The organism is Bradyrhizobium liaoningense, from assembly GCF_018130825.1.
GTDB lineage: Bacteria > Pseudomonadota > Alphaproteobacteria > Rhizobiales > Xanthobacteraceae > Bradyrhizobium > Bradyrhizobium liaoningense_B.
Genome location: NZ_JAFCJS010000007.1, coordinates 318,529 through 337,930, shown reverse-complemented (window position 1 = coordinate 337,930; position 19,402 = coordinate 318,529). Strand labels below are relative to the sequence as shown.

Annotated in this window: 16 protein-coding genes; 2 read left to right on the top strand and 14 right to left on the bottom strand. The window is 65.8% G+C overall.

All coding sequences use genetic code 11. The features are described 5' to 3' along the window. Positions 1-11: 11 nt before the first annotated feature. The 5 genes from JQ603_RS29080 to JQ603_RS29060 are packed head-to-tail and all read right to left on the bottom strand — an operon-like array spanning position 12 to position 6,104. A complete protein-coding gene (locus JQ603_RS29080) occupies positions 12-1,619 on the bottom strand; it encodes an ABC transporter ATP-binding protein (RefSeq protein WP_212344508.1) in 1,608 nt (535 codons plus the stop codon). Beyond that, positions 1,616-2,428, bottom strand: a complete 813-nt coding sequence (locus tag JQ603_RS29075) for an ABC transporter permease (RefSeq protein WP_212344505.1) — start codon at positions 2,426-2,428, stop codon at positions 1,616-1,618. The genes JQ603_RS29080 and JQ603_RS29075 overlap by 4 nt, the downstream gene beginning before the upstream one ends. Then, positions 2,425-3,369, bottom strand: a complete 945-nt coding sequence (locus JQ603_RS29070) for an ABC transporter permease (protein ID WP_212344502.1) — start codon at positions 3,367-3,369, stop codon at positions 2,425-2,427. Before JQ603_RS29070 ends, JQ603_RS29075 begins: the two co-directional genes overlap by 4 nt. Before the next feature lie 9 nt (positions 3,370-3,378). Next, entirely contained in the window at positions 3,379-4,944 is a 1,566-nt protein-coding gene (locus JQ603_RS29065; RefSeq protein ID WP_245003917.1) for an ABC transporter substrate-binding protein, read from the bottom strand. Then, positions 4,944-6,104: a C45 family autoproteolytic acyltransferase/hydolase gene (locus JQ603_RS29060; protein WP_212344499.1), complete on the bottom strand. Its 1,161-nt coding sequence runs from the start codon at positions 6,102-6,104 to the stop codon at positions 4,944-4,946. The genes JQ603_RS29065 and JQ603_RS29060 overlap by 1 nt, the downstream gene beginning before the upstream one ends. 40 nt (positions 6,105-6,144) lie before the next feature. Here JQ603_RS29060 and JQ603_RS29055 point away from each other — a divergent pair, with 40 nt between their 5' ends. Next, positions 6,145-7,119, top strand: a complete 975-nt coding sequence (locus JQ603_RS29055; RefSeq protein WP_349630762.1) for a GntR family transcriptional regulator — start codon at positions 6,145-6,147, stop codon at positions 7,117-7,119. Positions 7,120-7,136: 17 nt separating this feature from the next. Next, positions 7,137-8,480, top strand: a complete 1,344-nt coding sequence (locus JQ603_RS29050; protein WP_212344494.1) for an aspartate aminotransferase family protein — start codon at positions 7,137-7,139, stop codon at positions 8,478-8,480. 15 nt (positions 8,481-8,495) lie between these two features. Here JQ603_RS29050 and JQ603_RS29045 read toward each other — a convergent pair whose 3' ends face one another. The 9 genes from JQ603_RS29045 to JQ603_RS29005 all read right to left on the bottom strand — a co-directional run bounded on the left by JQ603_RS29045 (position 8,496) and on the right by JQ603_RS29005 (position 19,317). Next, positions 8,496-9,479, bottom strand: coding sequence for an ABC transporter ATP-binding protein (locus JQ603_RS29045; RefSeq protein WP_211410786.1), 984 nt, complete (start codon positions 9,477-9,479; stop codon positions 8,496-8,498). After that, the gene (locus JQ603_RS29040) at positions 9,476-10,465 is read right to left on the bottom strand and encodes an ABC transporter ATP-binding protein (RefSeq protein ID WP_212344486.1); all 990 of its coding nucleotides are present in this window, start codon (positions 10,463-10,465) and stop codon (positions 9,476-9,478) included. Before JQ603_RS29040 ends, JQ603_RS29045 begins: the two co-directional genes overlap by 4 nt. An 18-nt stretch (positions 10,466-10,483) precedes the next feature. Next, positions 10,484-11,407, bottom strand: a complete 924-nt coding sequence (locus JQ603_RS29035) for an ABC transporter permease (protein ID WP_212344484.1) — start codon at positions 11,405-11,407, stop codon at positions 10,484-10,486. Then, the gene (locus tag JQ603_RS29030) at positions 11,404-12,345 is read right to left on the bottom strand and encodes an ABC transporter permease (protein WP_211400951.1); all 942 of its coding nucleotides are present in this window, start codon (positions 12,343-12,345) and stop codon (positions 11,404-11,406) included. Before JQ603_RS29030 ends, JQ603_RS29035 begins: the two co-directional genes overlap by 4 nt. A 17-nt stretch (positions 12,346-12,362) precedes the next feature. Next, positions 12,363-13,967 (bottom strand): ABC transporter substrate-binding protein, encoded by a 1,605-nt coding sequence (locus JQ603_RS29025; protein ID WP_212344481.1) that lies wholly within the window; start codon positions 13,965-13,967, stop codon positions 12,363-12,365. A 155-nt stretch (positions 13,968-14,122) separates the two neighbouring features. Then, on the bottom strand, positions 14,123-15,793 hold the full coding sequence (gene nikE / locus JQ603_RS29020) for a nickel ABC transporter ATP-binding protein NikE (protein ID WP_212344478.1): 1,671 nt from the start codon (positions 15,791-15,793) through the stop codon (positions 14,123-14,125). Beyond that, entirely contained in the window at positions 15,790-16,638 is an 849-nt protein-coding gene (locus JQ603_RS29015) for an ABC transporter permease (RefSeq protein WP_212344475.1), read from the bottom strand. The genes nikE and JQ603_RS29015 overlap by 4 nt, the downstream gene beginning before the upstream one ends. Continuing rightward, positions 16,635-17,669: an ABC transporter permease gene (locus JQ603_RS29010; RefSeq protein ID WP_212344472.1), complete on the bottom strand. Its 1,035-nt coding sequence runs from the start codon at positions 17,667-17,669 to the stop codon at positions 16,635-16,637. The genes JQ603_RS29015 and JQ603_RS29010 overlap by 4 nt, the downstream gene beginning before the upstream one ends. Before the next feature lie 28 nt (positions 17,670-17,697). Continuing rightward, positions 17,698-19,317 (bottom strand): ABC transporter substrate-binding protein, encoded by a 1,620-nt coding sequence (locus JQ603_RS29005; protein WP_212344470.1) that lies wholly within the window; start codon positions 19,315-19,317, stop codon positions 17,698-17,700. Positions 19,318-19,402 lie beyond the last annotated feature (85 nt).

Below are 19,402 nucleotides of genomic sequence, written 5' to 3'. Positions count from 1 at the left end.
CAAGATCCTGATTAACCCGAGGCACGCTCCGCCGTCGCACCGGCGAAGTCCAGGACCGGCGCGGCCGCGAGCAGCGCCTTGGTGTAGTCATGCCGGGGGCGATCAAAGATGTCGTCACGCGAGCCCTGCTCGACGATCTTGCCGCCCTGCATCACCACGACGCGATCGGCGACCTGCTCGACCGCGGCGAGATCATGGCTGATGAACAGGCAGGCAAAACCGTATTGCGCCTGCAGCCGCTCGAACAGTTTCAGCACCTGCGCCTGGATGGTCATGTCGAGCGCGGAGACCGGCTCGTCGGCAACCACGAAAGCCGGCTCGCGCACGATGGCGCGCGCAATCGCGATGCGCTGCCGCTGGCCGCCAGACAATTCATGCGGCCAGCGCTTGCCGAGACCGGCAAGCCCGACCTCGTCGAGCATCGTCTCGACGCGCCTGTCGCGCTCGGCTGTCGTCAGCTGCGGCACATGACGCAGGGGCTCGGCGACGATCTCTCCGACGCGCATGCGCGGATCGAGCGAGGAGTAAGGATCCTGGAACACGAGCTGCGAGGCGAGACGGAAGTCGCGATCGACGGTCGACGTCACGTCCCTGCCCCGGAACCTGATCTCGCCGCCCGAGGTCGGGATCAGCCGCAGCATGGCGCGGCCGAGCGTGGTCTTGCCGGAGCCGCTGCCGCCGACCACGGCAACGGTCTCTCCCGCAGCGATGTCGAGATCGACGCCATTGACGGCGGAGACGCCGCTATCGCGGCGGAACAGCCGCTGCCGTCCGGCAAATCCGACCTTGAGACCGCGCACGCTGACGAGAGGCTCACCGCCCTCTCGCGCTTTCGAGGTGGCGCCCCGGCGCGGCAGGGCCTCGACGAGCCGTTTGGTATAGGCCTCGCGCGGCGAGAGCAGGATCTGCCGGCTCGTGCCGGTTTCGACCATCCTGCCCTGGCGCAGCACCAGCGCGCGCTGCGCATAGCGCGAGACGAGGCCGAGATTGTGGGTGATCAGCATCACCGACGTGCCGTGGTCGCGCGCAAGCCCGACCATGAGGTCGAGCACCTCGCGCTGAGTCAGCGTATCGAGCGCCGTGGTCGGCTCGTCCGCGATCAGAAGCTTCGGCTTCAGCAGCATCACCGAGGCCAGCATGATGCGCTGGCGCATGCCGCCGGAGAATTCGTGCGGATAGGCATCGAACGTCCGCTCGGGATCGCGGATCTGCACGCGCGCGAGCATGTCGAGACAGCGGCCCTTGATCTCGCGCCTGCCAAGCCGCTCGTGCAAACCGAGCCCCTCCGCCATCTGAGCTCCGACGCTGATGGCGGGATTGAGCGAAACCATTGGCTCCTGGAACACCATGCCGACGACAGGCCCGCGCAGCGTCCGCATCCGCCGCGCCGAGACGTTGGCGAGATCGACGCCGTCGAGCACGATGCGGCCGCCGGCCTTGCGCAGCCCCGGCGGCAACAGGCCGAGCACCGCGCGTGCCGCGGCGGTCTTGCCGCTGCCGGATTCGCCGACGACGGCCAGGAACTCGCCGCGCTCGACGGCGAAGGAGACGTCCTCAACGATCGCCGCCTTGCTGGTGGCGACCTCGATGCGCAGGTTCTCGACCGAGAGCAGCGTCATCCGTGCGCCATCCTGGGATCGAGGCGATCGCGCAGGGAATCGCCGAGCAGGTTGATGCCGAGCAGCGTCAGCGCGATGCACAGGCCCGGCGCGATCGAGAGCCAGGCCGCCGTCTCCATGAACGGACGGCTCGCCGCCAGCATGTTGCCCCAGGTCGGAGCCGGCGGAGGCACGCCGAGACCGAGAAAGCTCAGCGCGCTCTCGGCGAGCAGCACCCAGCCGAACATGCTGGTCGCGAGCACCGCAACGGGCGCAATCGCGTTCGGCATCACGTGGCGGAACATCGAATAGGCTTCCGAATTGCCGATGACGCGCGAGGCCTCGACATATTCCTTCTCGCGGATCGACAGCACGGTGCCGCGCACGACGCGGACCACGGAGGGGATGTAGGCGAGCCCGAGCGCCAGGATCAGCCCGGCCTTGTTGGCACCAACCACGATCATCACTGCGAGTGCGAGCAGAATGCCGGGAAATGCGAGCAGCGCGTCGTTGACCGCCATGATGATGCGATCGGCCCAGCCGCGGATGTAACCGGCCGCGCAGCCGATCACCATGCCGGCGGTCACCGCAAGCAGCACCGTGATCAGAGCAATCACGACGCTCGCACCTGCTCCGACCATGATGCGGCTGAGCACGTCGCGGCCGAATTCATCCGTCCCGAACCAATGCAGTGGCGACGGCGCCTGCAAGCGCGCGCGCAGATTGATCCGCAGCGGGTCGAACGGCGTCCAGAACGCGCCTGTGAGCGCCGCGCCGAGCAGGAGCGCGATGAGAGTGCCGCCAATCGCGGTGTTGGCGCGCATCCTCATGCCACCGTCACCCTCGGATCGAACAAGGGATAGCAGAGATCAACGATCAGATTGACCACGACGTAGATCACCGCCGTAAACAGCAGGCAGCCCTGCACCACGGGATAGTCGCGCGCGAAGATCGAATCGACCAGGAGCCGGCCGAGCCCCGGCAGCGTGAACACGGTCTCGATCACGGCAATGCCGCCGAGGAGATGGCCGAGCACGAGGCCGATCAGCGTCCAGGTCGGCGCGAACGCGTTCGGCAGCACGTGCCGGGCGAGAACGCGCCATTCCGGCACGCCCTTGGCGCGGGCGTGAGTGACATATTCGAGCCTGAGCACCTCGATCGAGGCGGCGCGTGCCATGCGGGTGAGGACGCCGATCTCGACCATGGTCAGCGTCGCGATCGGCAGCACGATGAAGGTCGCCGCCTGCCAGAAGCTTTCTGCGAACGGCACATAGCCGATCACCGGCAGCCATTTCAGCTTGAGGCCGAACAGCAGTAGCAGCAGCAGGCCGAGCCAGAAGCTCGGGATCGACAGCAGCAGCGTGGCGCCGCCGACGACGGAGAGGTCGAGCAGGCTGTTCTGCTTCCAGGCGGCGACGAGGCCGGCCGGAACGGCGATCGAGGCCGCCGCCGCGACCGCCACCAGCACGATGACGGCGCTGACCTGGAAGCGGTCCAGGATCAGCGGCAGCACCGCCAGGTTGTTGGTGATGGAGTGGCCGAAATCGCCGGCGGCAAGCTTGGCGATCCAGTGCATGAACTGGACCGGGATCGGTTGGTCGAGCCCCAGCTGGGCGCGGAGCTGCGCCGCCTGCGCGGGATCGGCGGCATCGCCGAGCATCACCTGAACCGGATCGCCGGGAATGAGCCGGACCAGCGCAAAGACGCCGACGGCGACGAGCAGCAGCGTCGGGATCGTCATTGCCAATCGTCTGGCGAGGTAACTCAACATGGCGCCGCCCTACTCGACCGTGACGCCCCAGAACCGCGGCTGCGGATAAAGCCAACCGGCATAGCCCTTGATGCCCTTGCGCAGCGCCGTCAGCTCGGCGCCATTGAACAGCACGATCATCGGCACGTCGGCGATGAAGCGCTTGTGCATCTCGTCGAACAGCGCCTGCCGCTTGGCGGCGTCGTCGATCATCATCGACTGGCGCAGCATGTCCTGCGCCTCCGGATTGTCCCAGACCTTGCGCGGCTGCGTCGCCTTCGGTCCGGTCAGCATCTCGAAGCTTAGGGAGGGATCGAGCCGCGCCGAATAGGTAAAGGCCATCGACTGGTAGTCGCCACGGTTGTAGCGGTCGAGCTGCGCCGCCCAGTCCATCACCTCCAGCTCGATATTGATCCCAACGGTCTGCGCCATCGCCTGCACCAGAACGGAGGAATCGAACACGAAGCTGTAGCGCTTGTTGGTGATCATCTTGATCGACTGGCCGCGGTAGCCGGCCTCCAGCAGCAGCTTCTTGGCTTCCGCAATGTTCTGCGTGTAGCCGTGCGACTGTGCCTCGCTGTAGAAGGGGCCGCCGAGCGGCAGCGCAGAATTGTTGGGGCGCGCGGTGCCCATCATCACGGCATCGACGATCTGCGCGGTGTCGATCGACAGCGCAATGGCGCGACGGATGCGCACGTCCTTCAGCAGCGGGTCCTTGGTCTGGAACAGGATGCCGGTGAGGCCGAGCGCGGGCGTGATGCTGAGCTGCACCTCGGGACGCGATTTGAGTTCTTCGAGATCGGGGATCGACAGGCTCATGATGACGTCGAGCGAGCCGCTAAGCAGTCCCGCCTTCGCCGCGGAACTGTCGGGGATCACGTTGAAGCGGACGCGATCGACCTTGGCGTCCTTGGCGCCGGTGTAGCCGGTGCGGGGCTCGCTGCGCGAGGCATAGCCGTCGAAGCGGATGACATCGACATATTGTCCCCGCTTCCACTCGCCGAGCTTGAACGGGCCGGTGCCAACAGGGGCGATCCACTTGCCGTCGGCGCCGACGGAGTCGCGGTGAATGATCGCGGTCTGGCCGCAATCGGGCCGCGCCAGCGTCGGCAGGAACAAGGCGCTCGGCTGATCAAGCGCAATGGCGACGGTGAGCGGATCCAGCGCCTCGATCTTCTCGATCCGCGCGATGCCGGTGGCGCTGAATTCGGAGAGGCAACGCCATTGCGTCGCCGGATCGAGCCAGCGTTTCAGCGACCAGACCACGTCGTCCGCTGTCATGGTCGCGCCATTGTGGAACTTGACGCCCTGGCGCAGGCGGAACGTGTAGGTCTTGCCTTCGTTCGAGACGGTCCAGCTCTCGGCCAGCATCGGGCCGATCGACGTGTCGTCACGGAAGGCGACCAGCCCCTCCACCACATGCGCGATCACGCCATCGGTGTTGGCGTCGCGATTGGTGCCGGGATCGGTGGAGCGGATGTCGGCATTGAGCCGCGTCCGCAACAATGTCTCGGCGCCGGCCTTTCCCAGCATGGCCCACAGGGCGAGCGCGGCCAGACCGACCGCCCATGCCGGCGATGGCCGACGCCGCCGCATCACGCAGCCCCCGCGGCGGCAGACCGCTCGTACGCGGCCCGCCCGATCTCGTCGATCTCGAGCCGGTAAGTGGTGAACTCGCGATTGAGCGCCGGCAGCGGCGCCGCCTGCATCAAACCGCTCGCCGGCTCCATCAGGATCATCGCCACGGTGGCGCTGAGATTGTTGCTGAGATTGCGGCGCGGCGGGCGGCACACCGACCAGGGATAGGCGAACTCGTCGAACAGCGCATTCTTGACGTTGTCGAAGGTGATGCTGCCGATGTGCGGCTGAAGCAGATCGCGAACGCGAATGTCGCGGTAGAGACTGTCAGGCGTATCCTGGATGCCGGCGTCCTTGAGCTTGCCGAGCGCAACCGGGCTCACGAAGTGATTGGCGTGCACCAGCAGGCCGTTCTGCGGATGCACCTGAAAGGTCTCATCCGGCGCACATTCGAAATCGATCGCCACGCCCTCGCGATGGCTGACGATCATGTTGTTGGCCGCGGATTTCTTGGTGCAATAGACCGCACGCATGGCAAGCGCGACATGCTCCTGCTCCAGCACCTTGCGGCGGATCAGTGCCAGCGGCACGCCGACCTGGCGATAGTCACGGTCACTTTGGAGATAGTTCGCGGTGATCGCGATGCCGACCGCGTTGAAGCCACAGCGACCGAGGGCGCCGGCCTCGGTGAAGGTCATGAGATCAGGACCGTCATCGCGACGCACCTTCAGCACCACCGCGGTCTCCGCGCACTCGCGCTTCCAGTCCCAGTTCTGGGCATGGATCAGGCGACCGTTGCCGGTCGCCTGCGGCATCACGACGACGCCGGTGCAGCCATCGGGCTCGTCGGGCGTCTTCAGGCGCGCGCGGATCTTTGGATTGGCAAGCTTGAGGATCTCCGTGCGGGCGTTGAGCAAGACGACATCCTCGAACGGGACGTCGGCGCCCTCGGCGATACCGCGCATCTCCTCGATATAGGTCGGCTCGAAGCCCTCGATGACGGGCAGATAGTCCCGCACCAGCTCGGACACGCCCTTCGCATCGAGCGAGAGCTCCTTCAACTGCGCGAAGTAGTGCGTCGTCCCCTTCTTGATGCGGCCCGCCGCCTTCTGCCCGTACTGACGGCCACGCTCGCGCGGAGGGCCGGAGATTTCGATCAGGGGAAAGGGCTCGACCATGGGACGCCAAATTCCTTCTTGAAGTTCCTTTTGCTTTCTCATGAAGCCTAATGTATTTTGTGATGACATGAAACAAAAATCTTCGACCGCGAAATCCGCCGTGGAAAAAGCGTCGCCAAGCCGTCTTCAGCGGGAACTGTCGGCCGGGATCATGGACCTGATCCGGAGTGAAGGGCTCGCGCCCGGCACGCGCCTTGCCGAAGTCGCGCTCGCCGAGCGCCTCCATGTCTCACGCACGCCGGTGCGCGCTGCGCTGAAGCTGCTGGCGCGGCGCAAGCTCGTGCATGCCGGTGCCAGCCGCGGCTATTTCGTCGCCGAGGCCGCCCCCGCCTCCCACAAGGCACCGCCGAAGCCCAGTCCCGACGATACCGATCGGCTGTTCCTCGCCATCGCGCGCGACCGCCGCGCCGGCCGGCTGCCGGAGGAAGTGTCCGAGCGCGACCTGATGCAGCGCTACGATGCGACGCGGCCGATCGTGCAGCGCGTGCTCAGCAAGCTTGCCGAGGTCGCCGCGGTCCAGCGCAAGCCCGGCCATGGCTGGCGCTTCCAGCCGACGCTCGCCGATACGCAGGCGCGCGACGAGAGTTACCGATACCGTCTGCTGATCGAGCCGGCCGCTCTGCTCGAACCGGGATTCAAGCTCGATCCGGCCTGGGCGGCCGAGATGCGCCGCCGTCATCAGGAGATGCTGGCGATGCCGTGGAGCGATACCGCCAGCATCGCGCTCTACGAGATGAACGCGGCCTTTCACGAAGGCCTCGCCGCTGCATCGGGCAACCGCTATCTGCTGGTCGCGGTTCAACAGCAGAACCGGCTGCGGCGCTTCGGCAACTACGACTGGACCTTCGGCCATGAGCGCGTGATCGTGAACTGCCGCGAGCATCTCGCCATCCTCGACCAGCTCGAAGCCGGCCAGAACGAGGCCGCAGCTGCGCTACTGCGCCGGCATCTCGAGGGCGCGGCAAAGCTCAAGCGCAGCCCCGCCAATTCCAACACGCCATCCAAAGCCTCCTGACGTTTGCAAGAGTTGCCATGACCATGAATGCCTTCGCTTCCAACAGCCCCCTCACCCGCGAGGCCATGGAGCCGTTCTGGCTGCCGATGACGCCAAACCGGCAGTTCAAGTCGAAGCCGCGCATCTTCGTCGGCGCCGAAGGCATGCACTACCTCACCGACGACAACCGGCGCATTCTCGACGGCATGGCGGGGCTGTGGTGCGTGAACGCGGGACATGCGCAAAGGCGCATCGTCGAGGCGATCCAGGCGCAGGCGGCGAAGCTCGACTTCGTCTCCTCGTTCCAGATGAGCCATCCAGCCGCCTTCGAGCTCGCCCGCCGCATCACCGAGATCGCGCCCGCCGGCCTCGACCACGTCTTCTTCACCAATTCCGGCTCGGAATCGGTCGATACCGCCCTGAAGATCGCGCGCGGCTATCACCGCGCCCGCGGCGAAGCCAGCCGCATCCGTTTCATCTCGCGCGCAAAAGCCTATCACGGCATGGGCTGGGGCGGTCTCTCGGTCAGCGGCATCGTCCGCCACCGCAGGGATTTCGGCCCGCTGCTGCCGGAGGTCGACCACCTCCCGCACACCCATGATCCCGAGCATGCCGCGTTCTCGCGCGGCCAGCCGCAATGGGGCGCGCATCTCGCCGACGAGCTGTCAAAGCTGCTGCAGATCCACGATCCCTCGACCATCGCCGCCGTCATCGTCGAGCCTGTCACCGGCTCCGGCGGCGTGCTGCCGCCACCGGTCGGCTATCTCGAGCGGCTGCGCCAGATCTGCGACCAGCACGGCATTCTCCTGATCTTCGACGAGGTCATCACCGGCTTCGGGCGCCTCGGCGCGGCGTTCGGCGCCAATGCCTTCGGCGTGACACCTGACCTCATCACCTGCGCCAAGGGCATGACCAACGCCGCCGTGCCGATGGGCGGCGTCATCGTCAGCGGCAACGTCTATGACGCGCTGATGCAGGGGCCGGACAACGCGATCGAGCTGTTCCACGGCTACACCTATTCGGCACATCCGCTGGCCTGCGCGGCCGGCCTTGCCGCGCTCGACGTGTATCAGGATCTCGGCCTGTTCGAGCGGGCGCGCCGCCTCGCACCGGTGTGGGAAAACCACGCGCACGGCTTGCGCGACCTCCCTTATGTCATCGACATCCGCAACATCGGGCTGCTCGCCGCGATCGACCTGAAACCGCGCGAGGGCGCACCGGGCGCGCGCGGCAGCGAATGCGCCAATCGCTGCTATGAGGATGGCATCCTGATCCGCGGCAGCGGCGACACACTGCTGATCTCGCCGCCCCTGATCATCACCGAGGAGCAGATCGGCGACATTTTTGCTTCCATCCGCCGCGCCTTGACCGCCATCAGCTAGCGGCGCAGCCGGGCCTCACCCCGCCGGCAATGCATCGAGGTGGCACGCCACCCACTGCTCGTCTCCGGCCGCGCGGAGCGTCGGCTCCTCGGTCCGGCACCGGTCGAACACGAACGGGCAGCGGGTGTGGAAGCGGCATCCCTTCGGCGGATTGATCGGGCTCGGCACGTCGCCGCCGAGGATGATCGGATTGCGCTGGGCGCCGGGCTCGGGCAGCGGCACCGCCGAGAGCAGCGCCTTGGTGTAGGGATGCCTCGGCGCGGCAAAGATCTCGCGGCGCGGCGCCACCTCGACGATCTTGCCGAGATACATCACCGCGACGCGATGGGTCATGTGCTCGACGATGGCGAGGTCATGGCTGATGAACAGCAGCGCGAGGCCGAATTTCTGCTGAAGGTCCTGCAGCAGATTGACGACCTGCGCCTTGACCGAGACGTCGAGCGCCGAGACCGCCTCGTCGCACACGATCAGCTCGGGCTCGGCCGCGAGCGCGCGCGCGATGCCGATGCGCTGGCGCTGGCCGCCGGAGAATTCGTGCGGTCGGCGGTTCAGCGCCTCGCGCGGCAAACGTACGGTGTCCATCAGCTCCGTGACGCGAACCTCGAGATCCTCCTTGGATTTGGCGAGGCCGAAATTGCGGATCGGCTCAGCCAGGATGTCGCGCACGCGCATGCGCGGGTTGAGGCTGGAGAACGGGTCCTGGAACACGACCTGCACACGGCGGCGCATCTGGCGCATCGTGCTCGGATGCGCGTCGTCGATCCTCTGGCCGTCGAGGATGACCTGACCCGAAGTGATCTCGAACAGCCGCAGGATGGCGCGGCCGACCGTCGATTTGCCGCAGCCGGATTCGCCGACCAGCGACAAGGTCTCGCCGCGGGCGATCTCGAACGACACGCCGTCGACTGCATAGACGAATTCGGTTTGTCGCCCGAACAGGCCCTTGTTGATCGGAAAATGCTTCTTGAGGTCGTTGACCTGGAGCAGCGGAGGACTCATGCCGCGATCGCTCCCTTGGCGGCGTAATGACAGGCCGCGATGTGACGGGGGCCCTTCTCTTCCAGCCCCGGCGCATGTTGGCGGCAGAGATCGGTCGCGAGCGCACAGCGCCCGGCAAAGACGCAGCCGGTGATCGGCTTGCGGAGATCCGGCACCTGCCCTGGAATCTCGGCGAGCCGCGTCGCGGTGCCCGCGAGCGAGGAGCCGAGCTTCGGCACCGCGCCGAGCAGACCTTGCGTATAGGGATGACGCGGCGAGCGGAACAGTTCCGCAACCGGCGCTTCCTCGACCTTGCGGCCGGCGTACATGACCATGACGCGCTCGGCGATCTCGGCGACGACGCCGAGATCATGGGTGATCAGGATGATGGCCGCGCCGACCCGGCGCTTGAGATCCAGCATCAGCTTGAGGATCTGCGCCTGGATGGTGACGTCGAGCGCCGTGGTCGGCTCGTCCGCGATCAGCAGTTTTGGATTGCAGGCCAGCGCCACCGCGATCATCACGCGCTGGCGCATGCCGCCGGAGAGCTGGTGCGGATATTCGCGCACGCGCCGCTTCGGCTCGGGAATGCCGACCAGCGTCAGCATCTCGATCGCGTGCGCCTCGGCGGCCTGCTTGTCGAGGCCCTGATGGATCATCAAGGTCTCGCGGATCTGGCGGCCGACGGTCAGCACCGGATTGAGGCTGGTCATCGGTTCCTGGAAGATCATCGAAATGTCGTTGCCGCGGATCGCGCGCATCTCGCGATCGGACAGCTTCAGGAGATCCTTGCCGGCAAAGCGGATGCTGCCGGCGATCCGGCCCGGCGGCTCCGGGACCAGCCGCATCAGCGACATCGAGGTCACCGACTTGCCGCAGCCGGATTCGCCGACGATGGCGAGCGTCTCGCCCTCGTTGACGTGGAAGGACACACCGTCGACCGCGCGGTTGATGCCACCGGGGGTGCGGAAATGGGTCTGGAGGTTCTCGACTTCGAGCAATGCCATCTGATCAGCCCCGCACTATCACAGGCTCTTGGCCATGCGCGGATCGAGCGCATCGCGAAGGCCGTCGCCGAGCAGGTTCACCGCGAGCACGGTGACGGACAGGAACACCGCAGGGAAGAACACGATGTAGGGCTTGACCTGCCACAGCGCGCGGCCCTCGGCCATGATGTTGCCCCAGGAGGGAATGGTGGGCGGCGTGCCGGCGCCGATGAAGGACAGGATCGCCTCCGTGATCATGGCGCTGGCGCAGATATAGGTCGCCTGCACCAGCATCGGCGCGAGCGTGTTGGGCAGGATGTGGCGGATGATGATCATCGGCGTGCGTGTGCCGCAGGCGACCGCCGCGTCCACATAAGGCTGCTCGCGCAGCGACAGCACGACGCTGCGGACGAGGCGCGAGACGCGCGGAATCTCGGCGATGGTGATCGCGAGGATGACGTTGCCGACGCTGCCGCGCGTCAACGCCATCAGCGCGATCGCCAGCAGGATCGGCGGGATCGACATCAGGCCGTCCATGAAGCGCATCAAAATGCCATCGGCCCAGCGGATGAAGCCGGAGACGATGCCGATGGCGAGACCGGCGGCGGACGCGAAGATCGCGACCGACAGGCCGACCGTCAGCGAGACCCGGGCGCCAAACAGCACGCGCGAATAGATGTCGCGGCCGAGCACATCGGTGCCGAACCAGAAATCGGCCGACGGCGCGCGCGTACGTTTTGCCGGCGCAAGCGCGGTCGGATCGACGGTTCCGAGATAGGGCGCGAAGATCGCGATCAGCACCAGGCTCAGCAGCAGCGCGCCGCCGATCGCGACCGTCGGATGGCCGCGCAACAGGCCGATGAAGCCGCGCCGGATCTTGACCGGCCGGAGGATCTCCGGCAGTTGCGGCGCGAGAACGAGGCCGGCCGGAAGCGATTGCGGATTGACGGTGGTGTCGGTCAATAGCGGATCCTCGGGTCAACGAGCGTATAGGTGACGTCGATCATCAGATTGACGAGGACGTAGACGAAGCTGAACAGCAGCACGATGCCCTGGATGACGGGATAGTCGCGGCGCAGGATCGCATCGATCGTGAGCCGGCCGAGGCCGGGAATCGCGAACACGCTTTCGGTGACGACCGCGCCGCCGATCAGCAGCGCGATGCCGATCCCGATCACGGTCACGATCGGCACCGCAGCGTTCTTCAGCGCATGAATGAACAGGATGCCGCCCTGCCCCAGGCCCTTGGCCTTGGCGGTGCGGATATAATCCTGCTGCAGGACTTCGAGCATGGCGGCGCGCGTGATGCGCGCGACCAGCGCGATGTAGACACAGCCGAGCGCGATCGCCGGCAGGATCAGGTTTTCCAGCCACGGCCAGAAACCCTGGGTCAGCGGCGTGTAGCCCTGCACCGGGAGCCATTCGAGCTCGAGCGCGAAAATGTAGGCGAGCATGTAGCCGACCACGAAGACGGGCAGCGAGAAGCCGAACACGGCAAAGCCCATGATGACGCGGTCGATCAGGCTGCCGGCCTTCCACGCCGCCACCACGCCGAGCGGCACCGCCACCACGATCGTGAGCAGCAGCGTGACGATCATCAGCGACAGCGTCGGTCCGAGACGCTGCCCGATCATCGCCGAGACCGGCAGATTGGTGAAGATCGAGGTGCCGAGATCACCATGCAGGATGCGCCAGACCCAGCTTCCGAACTGGACCAGGAAGGGCCGGTCGAGGCCGAGGCTCTGGCGGATGCGTTCCACATCCTCCGGGCTTGCCTGATCGCCCGCGATCACCACGGCCGGATCACCGGGCGCGATGTAAAGCAGGCTGAACACGAACAGCGCGACGATTGCCATGACCGGCAAGGTCGCGACGATGCGACGGAGGATGTAGGAGAGCATCTGGCCTCAACGCACGATCAAGCGGACTTCGACACGCCCCAGAACAAGGGCAACGGTCCCTTGGTGACGCCCGACACGTTCTTGCGCCACGCGGTGTAGCTCAGGAAGAAGCCGGTCGGAGCGTAGACGACGTCATCGATCGCCGCCTTGTTGAGACGGCCGATGGCGGCCTTCTCCTCGTCGGCATTCTTGGCCTCGAACCACGACGTGACCTCCTTTTCGGTGCCTGCGCTGGTCGGCCAGCCGAACCAGGCCTTGTCGCCATTGGCGCGAATGGCGGTGTAGGGGGCCGGATTGACGCAATCCGCACCCGCATGCCAAGTGTGGAACATGTTCCAGCCGCCCTGTCCGGGCGGTGTCTTCTGCGCGCGGCGGGAGCCGACCGTGCCCCAATCGGTCGCCACGAAGTCGACATTCATGCCGAGCTTCTTGAGGAGGTCGGCGGTCACGTCGCCCATCGCCTTGGTGATCGGCTGGTCCTGCGCGACGAGACACGTCACCGGCTGGCCGGAATAGCCGCTCTCGGCGAGCAGCTTCTTGGCGGCGTCCAGATCGCGCTTGCCCTTCAGAATCTCTCCACCCACTTCGGTGTAGAGCGGCGTATCCGGCGTGAAGTAACCGGGCAGCGGCTTCCACAGCGAATTGTCGTCGCCGACGATCGCGCGCATGTAGTCTTCCTGGCTCAGCGCCATGAGCACCGCACGCCGCGCCTTGACGTCGTTGAACGGCGGGTAGAGGAAGTTCATGCGGAAGGAGCCGATATTGCCGAGAGGATCGCCGATATCGACGCTGATGTTCTTGTTCTTCTTCAGAACCGGAACGAGATCCGCGATCGGATTCTCCCACCAGTCGATCTCGCCGTTCTGCAATGCGGCTGCAGCCGTTGCCGGATCCGGCATGATCACCCACTCGACGCGATCGACCATCACCTGCTTGCCGCCGGCCAGCCAGGACGACTTCTCCTGCCGCGGCGAATAGTCCGCGAACTTCTCGAACACCGCCTTGGCGCCGGGGACCCATTCGCTCTTGGCGAACTTCAGCGGACCAGAGCCGACATATTCCGAGATCTGCTTGAACGGGTCGGTCTGCGCGATGCGCTCGGGCATGATGAAGGCGCATGGCGAATTGTTCTTGCCCAGCGCATAGAGCATTTTCGGGAAAGGCTGCTTCAGCACCCATTTGAAGGTGCGGTCGTCGACGGCCGTGAGCTCCTGCTGGAGCGCCTTGATCATCAGGCCCATCGGATCGCGCGCCGCCCAGCGGGTGAGGCTCGCGACGACGTCCTTGCTCCGCACCGGCTCGCCGTCGTGGAATTTGAGGCCCGGGCGCAGCTTGAACGTCCAGGTCGTACCGTCGTCCGTCACTTCCTCGGACTCGACCATCTGCCGCTGCGGCTGGAACGAGGAATCGATGCCGTAGAGCGTGTCCCAGACCATCGCGGCCGCATTGCGCACGACATATTGGGTACCCCAGATCGGATCGAAATTGGCGAGATTGGCCTGCGGCACGAAACGCAGGGTGCGGGCCGCCGCGCCCTGTGCGATCGCCGGGGCCGACAGGCCGCCCGTCAATGCCAGACCGCCCGCGCCAGCCAATCCCTTCAATACCGTCCTGCGATCCATGAAGTCCTCCCGATAGTGCCGCGATGCCAGCTGTTCATTGGCCAAGGGCAAGTGAAACCGAGCCCATTTGCAAGCAAATGGTATGCCACTCAATGCCCCTTCGCCAGCCGGGATCTCACCGACTTTTTGGCTGACCCACGTTGACTTGCACGTCCCTAGAGGGCAGCCGCGAGCACCTCGCCGGTCTCGATATGCGGAATCGCCTCGACCAGCTTGCGGGTGTAGTCGGTCTTCGGATTGTCGAACAGCGCCCGGCTCTCCCCCTGCTCCACGATGCCGCCATTGCGGAGCACGATGGTGCGGTCGCACAGCATGCGCACGACGTTGAGATCGTGGCTGACGAACAGTAGCGCGATGTCGTTCTCGCGCCTGAGGCGATCGAGCAGCTGCAGCACAACCGCCTGCACGGAGACGTCGAGTGCGGCGGTCGGCTCGTCCAGCACGAGGAGCCGCGGCCGGCAGGCGATGGCGCGGGCAATGCCGACGCGGGCCTTCTGGCCGCCGGAGAGCTGGTGCGGGAAACGCGGCAACAGGTCGAGCGGCAAGCCCACCCGCTCGGCGCATTCTTCCACCCGCTTGCGCAGCGCATCGCCGGCGCGCATGCCGTCGAGCCGCATCAGGGGATGGGCGATACAGTCGAACGCCGTGTAGCGCGGATTGAGGCTTTCGTTCGGATCCTGGAACACCATCTGGATGTCTTTGCGAAAGCGCGAGCGATGGAAGTCGCGCGCCGCCACGTGGCCGATCGACTGCCCGTCGAACACGATGTCGCCCTCGCTCGGATCGATCAGACGGCAGATCATCCGCGACGTCGTGCTCTTGCCGGAGCCGGACTCGCCGACGAGCCCGACGCTCTCGCCGCCGGCCATCGTCATCGAGAAGTCGGCAACCGCAGCAGAGCCCTGGTCGAAGCGCTTCGCGAGCTTGCGCACCTCCAGCAGCGGCGGCGTCCCGTGTGCTGGCTCCTGCCTGGGCTTGCTGACAACGGTCGCGTAACGCTCCCGCTCCTCCTCGGTCACGAGATCCCCGATCCGGGACGTCGCGGTCGGCGATGCCGCGACGAGCCGCCTCGTATAGGCGTGCTGCGGCGCGCTGAAGAGCGTCCTGGGGCTCGCCTCCTCGACGATGCGGCCGCGCTCCATCACCGCGATGCGGCGGCAATAGCGTGCGGCGAGCCCGAGATCGTGCGTGATCAGGATCGTCGCCATGCCGCGCGCGGCGGCGATGTCCGCGAGCAGATCCATCACCACCTTCTGCGTGGTGACGTCCAGACCGGTGGTCGGCTCGTCCGCGATCAGGAGTGCGGGATTGCAGGAGATCGCGATCGCGATCATGACGCGCTGGCACATGCCGCCGGACAGCTCGTGCGGATAGGCATTCATCCGCGCCTCCGGATCGCGGATCTGGACCGCGCGCAGCAGGTCCAGCGCCTCGGCGCGCGCGGCGTCCTTGGAAATCCGCTTGTGGGTGAGGATCGCGTCCGCGATCTGCAGGCCGATCGCCCGGATCGGATTGAGCGCCGCCCGCGGATTCTGGAAGATCATCGACATCGCGGCGCCCTGGAGATGACGAAGGTCGTCGCCCCGGAGCTTCGTCACGTCCTGCCCGCGAAACAGGATCTTGCCGCCGGTGACGCGGCCGGCGGCATCGAGCAGCCGCGTCGTCGCAAAGCCGGTCACCGACTTGCCCGAGCCGCTCTCGCCGACAAGGCCGAGCATCTCGCCCTGCCCGACCGAGAGCGTCACGCCGCGCACGGCCTCGACCATACCGCGCCGCGTCGAGAACGAGACGTGGAGGTCCTCGATCCTGAGCAGTTCCTCGCTCATGTGCGCATGCGGGGATCGAGAATATCCCGCATCCCGTCCCCGAGCAGGTTGAAGCACAGCACGGCCATCATCAGCGCAAGGCCCGGAAAGGCCACCAGCCACCAGCGTCCCGTCGAAATGAAGCGCGCGCCCTCCGCGACCATGATGCCCCATTCCGGCGTCGGCGGCTTGACGCCGAGGCCGATGAAGGACAGGCCCGCGGCATTGAGAATGGCCCAGCCGAGATTGAGCGAGATCTGCACCGCCATCGCCGGCAGGATGTTCGGCAGCAGGAAACGCAGCACCACCGAGAAATGGCTCTCGCCGCAGGCGCGCGCGGCCTCGACCCAGCCGACATTGCGGCGGACATTGACCTCGGCGCGCGCGAAACGGATGTAGAAGGGAAGATTGATGATCGCGGTCGCGATCACGATGTTCTCGATCCGGTTGCCGAGCGCCGCGACCATCGCCATCGCCAGCACGAACAGCGGAAAAGCCATCATCACGTCGACGAAGCGGCCGACCGCGCGATCGAGCCGGCCGCCGGCATAGCCGCAGAAGGAACCGACCACGGCGCCGATCACGAAGGAGATGCCGACCGCGGAGACGGCGATGGCCAGATCAAGCCGCGCGGCGATGATGAGCCGACTGAACACATCGCGCCCGAGCTGGTCGGTGCCGGCGAGATGCGCCGCGCTTGGCGGCTGCAATGCCTCCGAGACATTGGAGACCACGGGATCATAGGGCACGATCCAGGGGCCGAAGATCGCGAGCAGGACGAACACCGTCACCCCGGCTGCGGCCACGGCCGTCAGCGGGTTGCCTCGCAGGATCCAGACCGAATGGCGGAGGGTTGCGCTGGTCATTCGATCGACACCCTGGGATCGGCGATGCCATAGCAGATATCGACCACGAGATTGACCAGCACGAACAAGCTCGCCATCAGCAGCACGAAACCTTGCACCGGCGCATAGTCGGACGACAGCAGCGCATCGAGCGCATAGGAGGCAACGCCCGGCCAGGAGAACACCTTCTCCACAAGCACATTGGCGCCCAGCATGGTCGAGAACACGATGCCGGCGATGGTGATGACGGGTAGTATCGCGTTACGCAGCGCGTAGGTGACGACGACCTTGCGCCAGGACAATCCGACGGAGCGCGCGGTGCGCACGAAATCGCTGCCGAGCGACACCAGCATCGATGCGCGCGTGATCCGCGCCAGCGGCGCGATCACGAACAGCGCCATGCTGACCGCCGGCAGGATCAGCTGCTTGCAGGCCGCCCACCAGCCCTCGAAGTCGCCGGCAAGCAGGAAGTCGATCGAGAGGAAGCCGGTGCGTGACGGCGGCAGCGAGGTGAAGACGTCGATCCGCCCGGTCGGATCAGGCGCGAGCCCGAGCAGATAGTAGAAGACGTAGATGAGCAGCAGGCCCGAGACGAAGGTCGGCACGCAGACGCCGAGGGCGCAGAACAGCCGCACGCCGTGATCGACGACCGACCCCGGCCGCAGCGCCGCGATGACGCCGAGCGGCACCGCCGCAATCAGCGCGATCAGCAGCGCGGTGAAGGTGAGCTCGAGCGAGGCCGGCAGCCGCTCGCGCAGATCCTTCAGCACCGGTTGCCCGGTCATCATGGAGCGGCCGAGATTGCCGTGGCCGATGTCGGAGAGATAGAACACGAGCTGCTCCGGCACCGATTTGTCGAGGCCCATCTGCTTGCGGATCAGCTCGATCTCCTCCTTGCCCGCATTGGGCCCCGAGGCGAAGAACACCGCGGGGTCGCCCGGCAGGACCCGCATCAAAAGAAAGGTAAAGACCAGCACACCGAACAGCGCCGGCAGCGACGACAAGAGCCGCCTGCCCGCCCGCACCATCGTTGCGCCAAGACCGGTCGTCACCTTTCAGAGCCTCCCTCGTTTCCCGATATCACTTGCGGCTGACGTCGCGATAGTCGACCTGGCGATGGAACTCGTAGGTGTAGCCTTCGATCGAGGGCGCCATGACAGCGTCCTGGTTCGGCTGCCACAGCATGATCTGTGGCATCAGATCAAAGTGCATCGCGTTGAGCTTGCGGCCGGCTTCCTCATACTTGGCCTTGTCCGGCTCGAAGCGCGCTTCCTGCGCGATCGCGGCAAGGTCCGGATTGTTGATCGAAGAGTAGTTCCAGCGCTGGTTGCCGGTGTAGAAGTTGCGGTAGAAGTAATCGGTCGACGGCAGCCAGGCGACGATGCCTTCGGTGTAGAAGGGAAGCTTCTTCTCGTTGATCTGCGTCGACATCTGCGCATCCGGCAGCTTCTGGATGTCGACTTTGATCCCGATCTTGCCGAGCGATTCCTTCACCAGAGCCGCCATCGGCTCGGCGGTCGAGGCCTGGCCGACGTTGAAGCTGAAGGTGGTCGAGAAGCCCTCGGGGAGACCTGCGGCCTTCAGATATTCCCTGGCCTTGTCGAGGTCGAGCTTCACCGGCTGCTGGAACGGGTAGATTCCGTTCGCCGGCTTGCCGTCCGCCCAGCTCGCGCCGAACAGCGGCGAACCGCGGCCGAACAGGGCGGCCTTGAACATGTCCTCATAGGGCAGCGCGTAAGCGATGGCGCGGCGGACATTGACGTTGTCGAACGGCGGGATCTGGTTGTTCATGGAGACAAAGGTGATCGCATTGTATTGCGGCGTCGAGATCACCTTGAGCTTGCCCTTGCCTTCCAACGATTGCACGTCGCTGGCCTGCAGATCGAGCACGAGATCAGCATCGCCGCGCTCGACGAGGTTGGCGCGGGTCGCGGGCTCTGGCACCGATTGCACGATGACGCGCTTGAAGAACGCCGGCTTGTTGGCCGAGCCGCGGTTCCAGCTCTCGTCACGCTTGAGGATGACCTGCTCGCCGGGCTTGAAGCTCTCGACCGCATAGGCGCCGCTGCCGGCGGTGTGCTCCTTCAGCCAGGCCGTCGCCCAGGGGTCATCTGCCGTCGCGTGCTCTTTCGCGACCTTCGAGTTGATGATCATCGGGTAGACAGTGGCGAGATTAGGCAGCGCAAGCTTGTCCGGCTTTGGCAGCGTCACCTCGATGGTGAGGGGATCGATCACCTTGAACTGATCGGCCGACGTCAGCGAGCCCGTCAGCAGCTGCGCCTTGCCGAGGATCGGCGCGGTGACGCAGCGATCGAGCGACCATTTGACGTCCTCGGCGGTGACGGGCGAGCCATCCTGGAATTTTGCATCCTTGCGCAGGCGGAAGGTGAGCTTCAAACCGTCGGGGCTGACCTCGTAGGATTCGGCGAGTTCGCCGGTGATCGTGTCGAGATCGAACACCCATTTGCCGTTGAGCTGCTTGCGGCCGAACGCGACCAGCCGGTCATAGGTGCTCATGCTCAGCGCGAAGGACTCGCGGGTCGAGCCGGGGATGTTGGGATCGAGCGTGTTGACGGATGCGCCCGTCACATAGCGCAATGTCTCCGCCCTGGTTTGCGCTTGCGACGGCGCGGTGGCGATGAGCAACAGCGCAGTGACAGCGAGGACTGAGGTCGCCGGTCTGAAAGACACAAAACGCATTGGTTTTTCCCTGAATTTCGAACGAGAACGCCAGCAAGGCAGGTGAAGAAAGAAGCAAGTTGCGCGCCAGTCTCATGGGGCGTTT

Excerpts from the sequence above, each read along its gene's own strand:
- JQ603_RS29080 (WP_212344508.1), bottom strand. The coding sequence starts at position 1,619 with ATGACGCTGCTCTCGGTCGAGAACCTGCGCATCGAGGTCGCCACCAGC.
- JQ603_RS29075 (WP_212344505.1), bottom strand. The coding sequence starts at position 2,428 with ATGAGGATGCGCGCCAACACCGCGATTGGCGGCACTCTCATCGCGCTC.
- JQ603_RS29070 (WP_212344502.1), bottom strand. The coding sequence starts at position 3,369 with ATGTTGAGTTACCTCGCCAGACGATTGGCAATGACGATCCCGACGCTG.
- JQ603_RS29065 (WP_245003917.1), bottom strand. The coding sequence starts at position 4,944 with ATGCGGCGGCGTCGGCCATCGCCGGCATGGGCGGTCGGTCTGGCCGCG.
- JQ603_RS29060 (WP_212344499.1), bottom strand. The coding sequence starts at position 6,104 with ATGGTCGAGCCCTTTCCCCTGATCGAAATCTCCGGCCCTCCGCGCGAG.
- JQ603_RS29055 (WP_349630762.1), top strand. The coding sequence starts at position 6,145 with ATGAAGCCTAATGTATTTTGTGATGACATGAAACAAAAATCTTCGACC.
- JQ603_RS29050 (WP_212344494.1), top strand. The coding sequence starts at position 7,137 with ATGACCATGAATGCCTTCGCTTCCAACAGCCCCCTCACCCGCGAGGCC.
- JQ603_RS29045 (WP_211410786.1), bottom strand. The coding sequence starts at position 9,479 with ATGAGTCCTCCGCTGCTCCAGGTCAACGACCTCAAGAAGCATTTTCCG.
- JQ603_RS29040 (WP_212344486.1), bottom strand. The coding sequence starts at position 10,465 with ATGGCATTGCTCGAAGTCGAGAACCTCCAGACCCATTTCCGCACCCCC.
- JQ603_RS29030 (WP_211400951.1), bottom strand. The coding sequence starts at position 12,345 with ATGCTCTCCTACATCCTCCGTCGCATCGTCGCGACCTTGCCGGTCATG.
- JQ603_RS29025 (WP_212344481.1), bottom strand. The coding sequence starts at position 13,967 with ATGGATCGCAGGACGGTATTGAAGGGATTGGCTGGCGCGGGCGGTCTG.
- nikE (WP_212344478.1), bottom strand. The coding sequence starts at position 15,793 with ATGAGCGAGGAACTGCTCAGGATCGAGGACCTCCACGTCTCGTTCTCG.
- JQ603_RS29015 (WP_212344475.1), bottom strand. The coding sequence starts at position 16,638 with ATGACCAGCGCAACCCTCCGCCATTCGGTCTGGATCCTGCGAGGCAAC.
- JQ603_RS29005 (WP_212344470.1), bottom strand. The coding sequence starts at position 19,317 with ATGCGTTTTGTGTCTTTCAGACCGGCGACCTCAGTCCTCGCTGTCACT.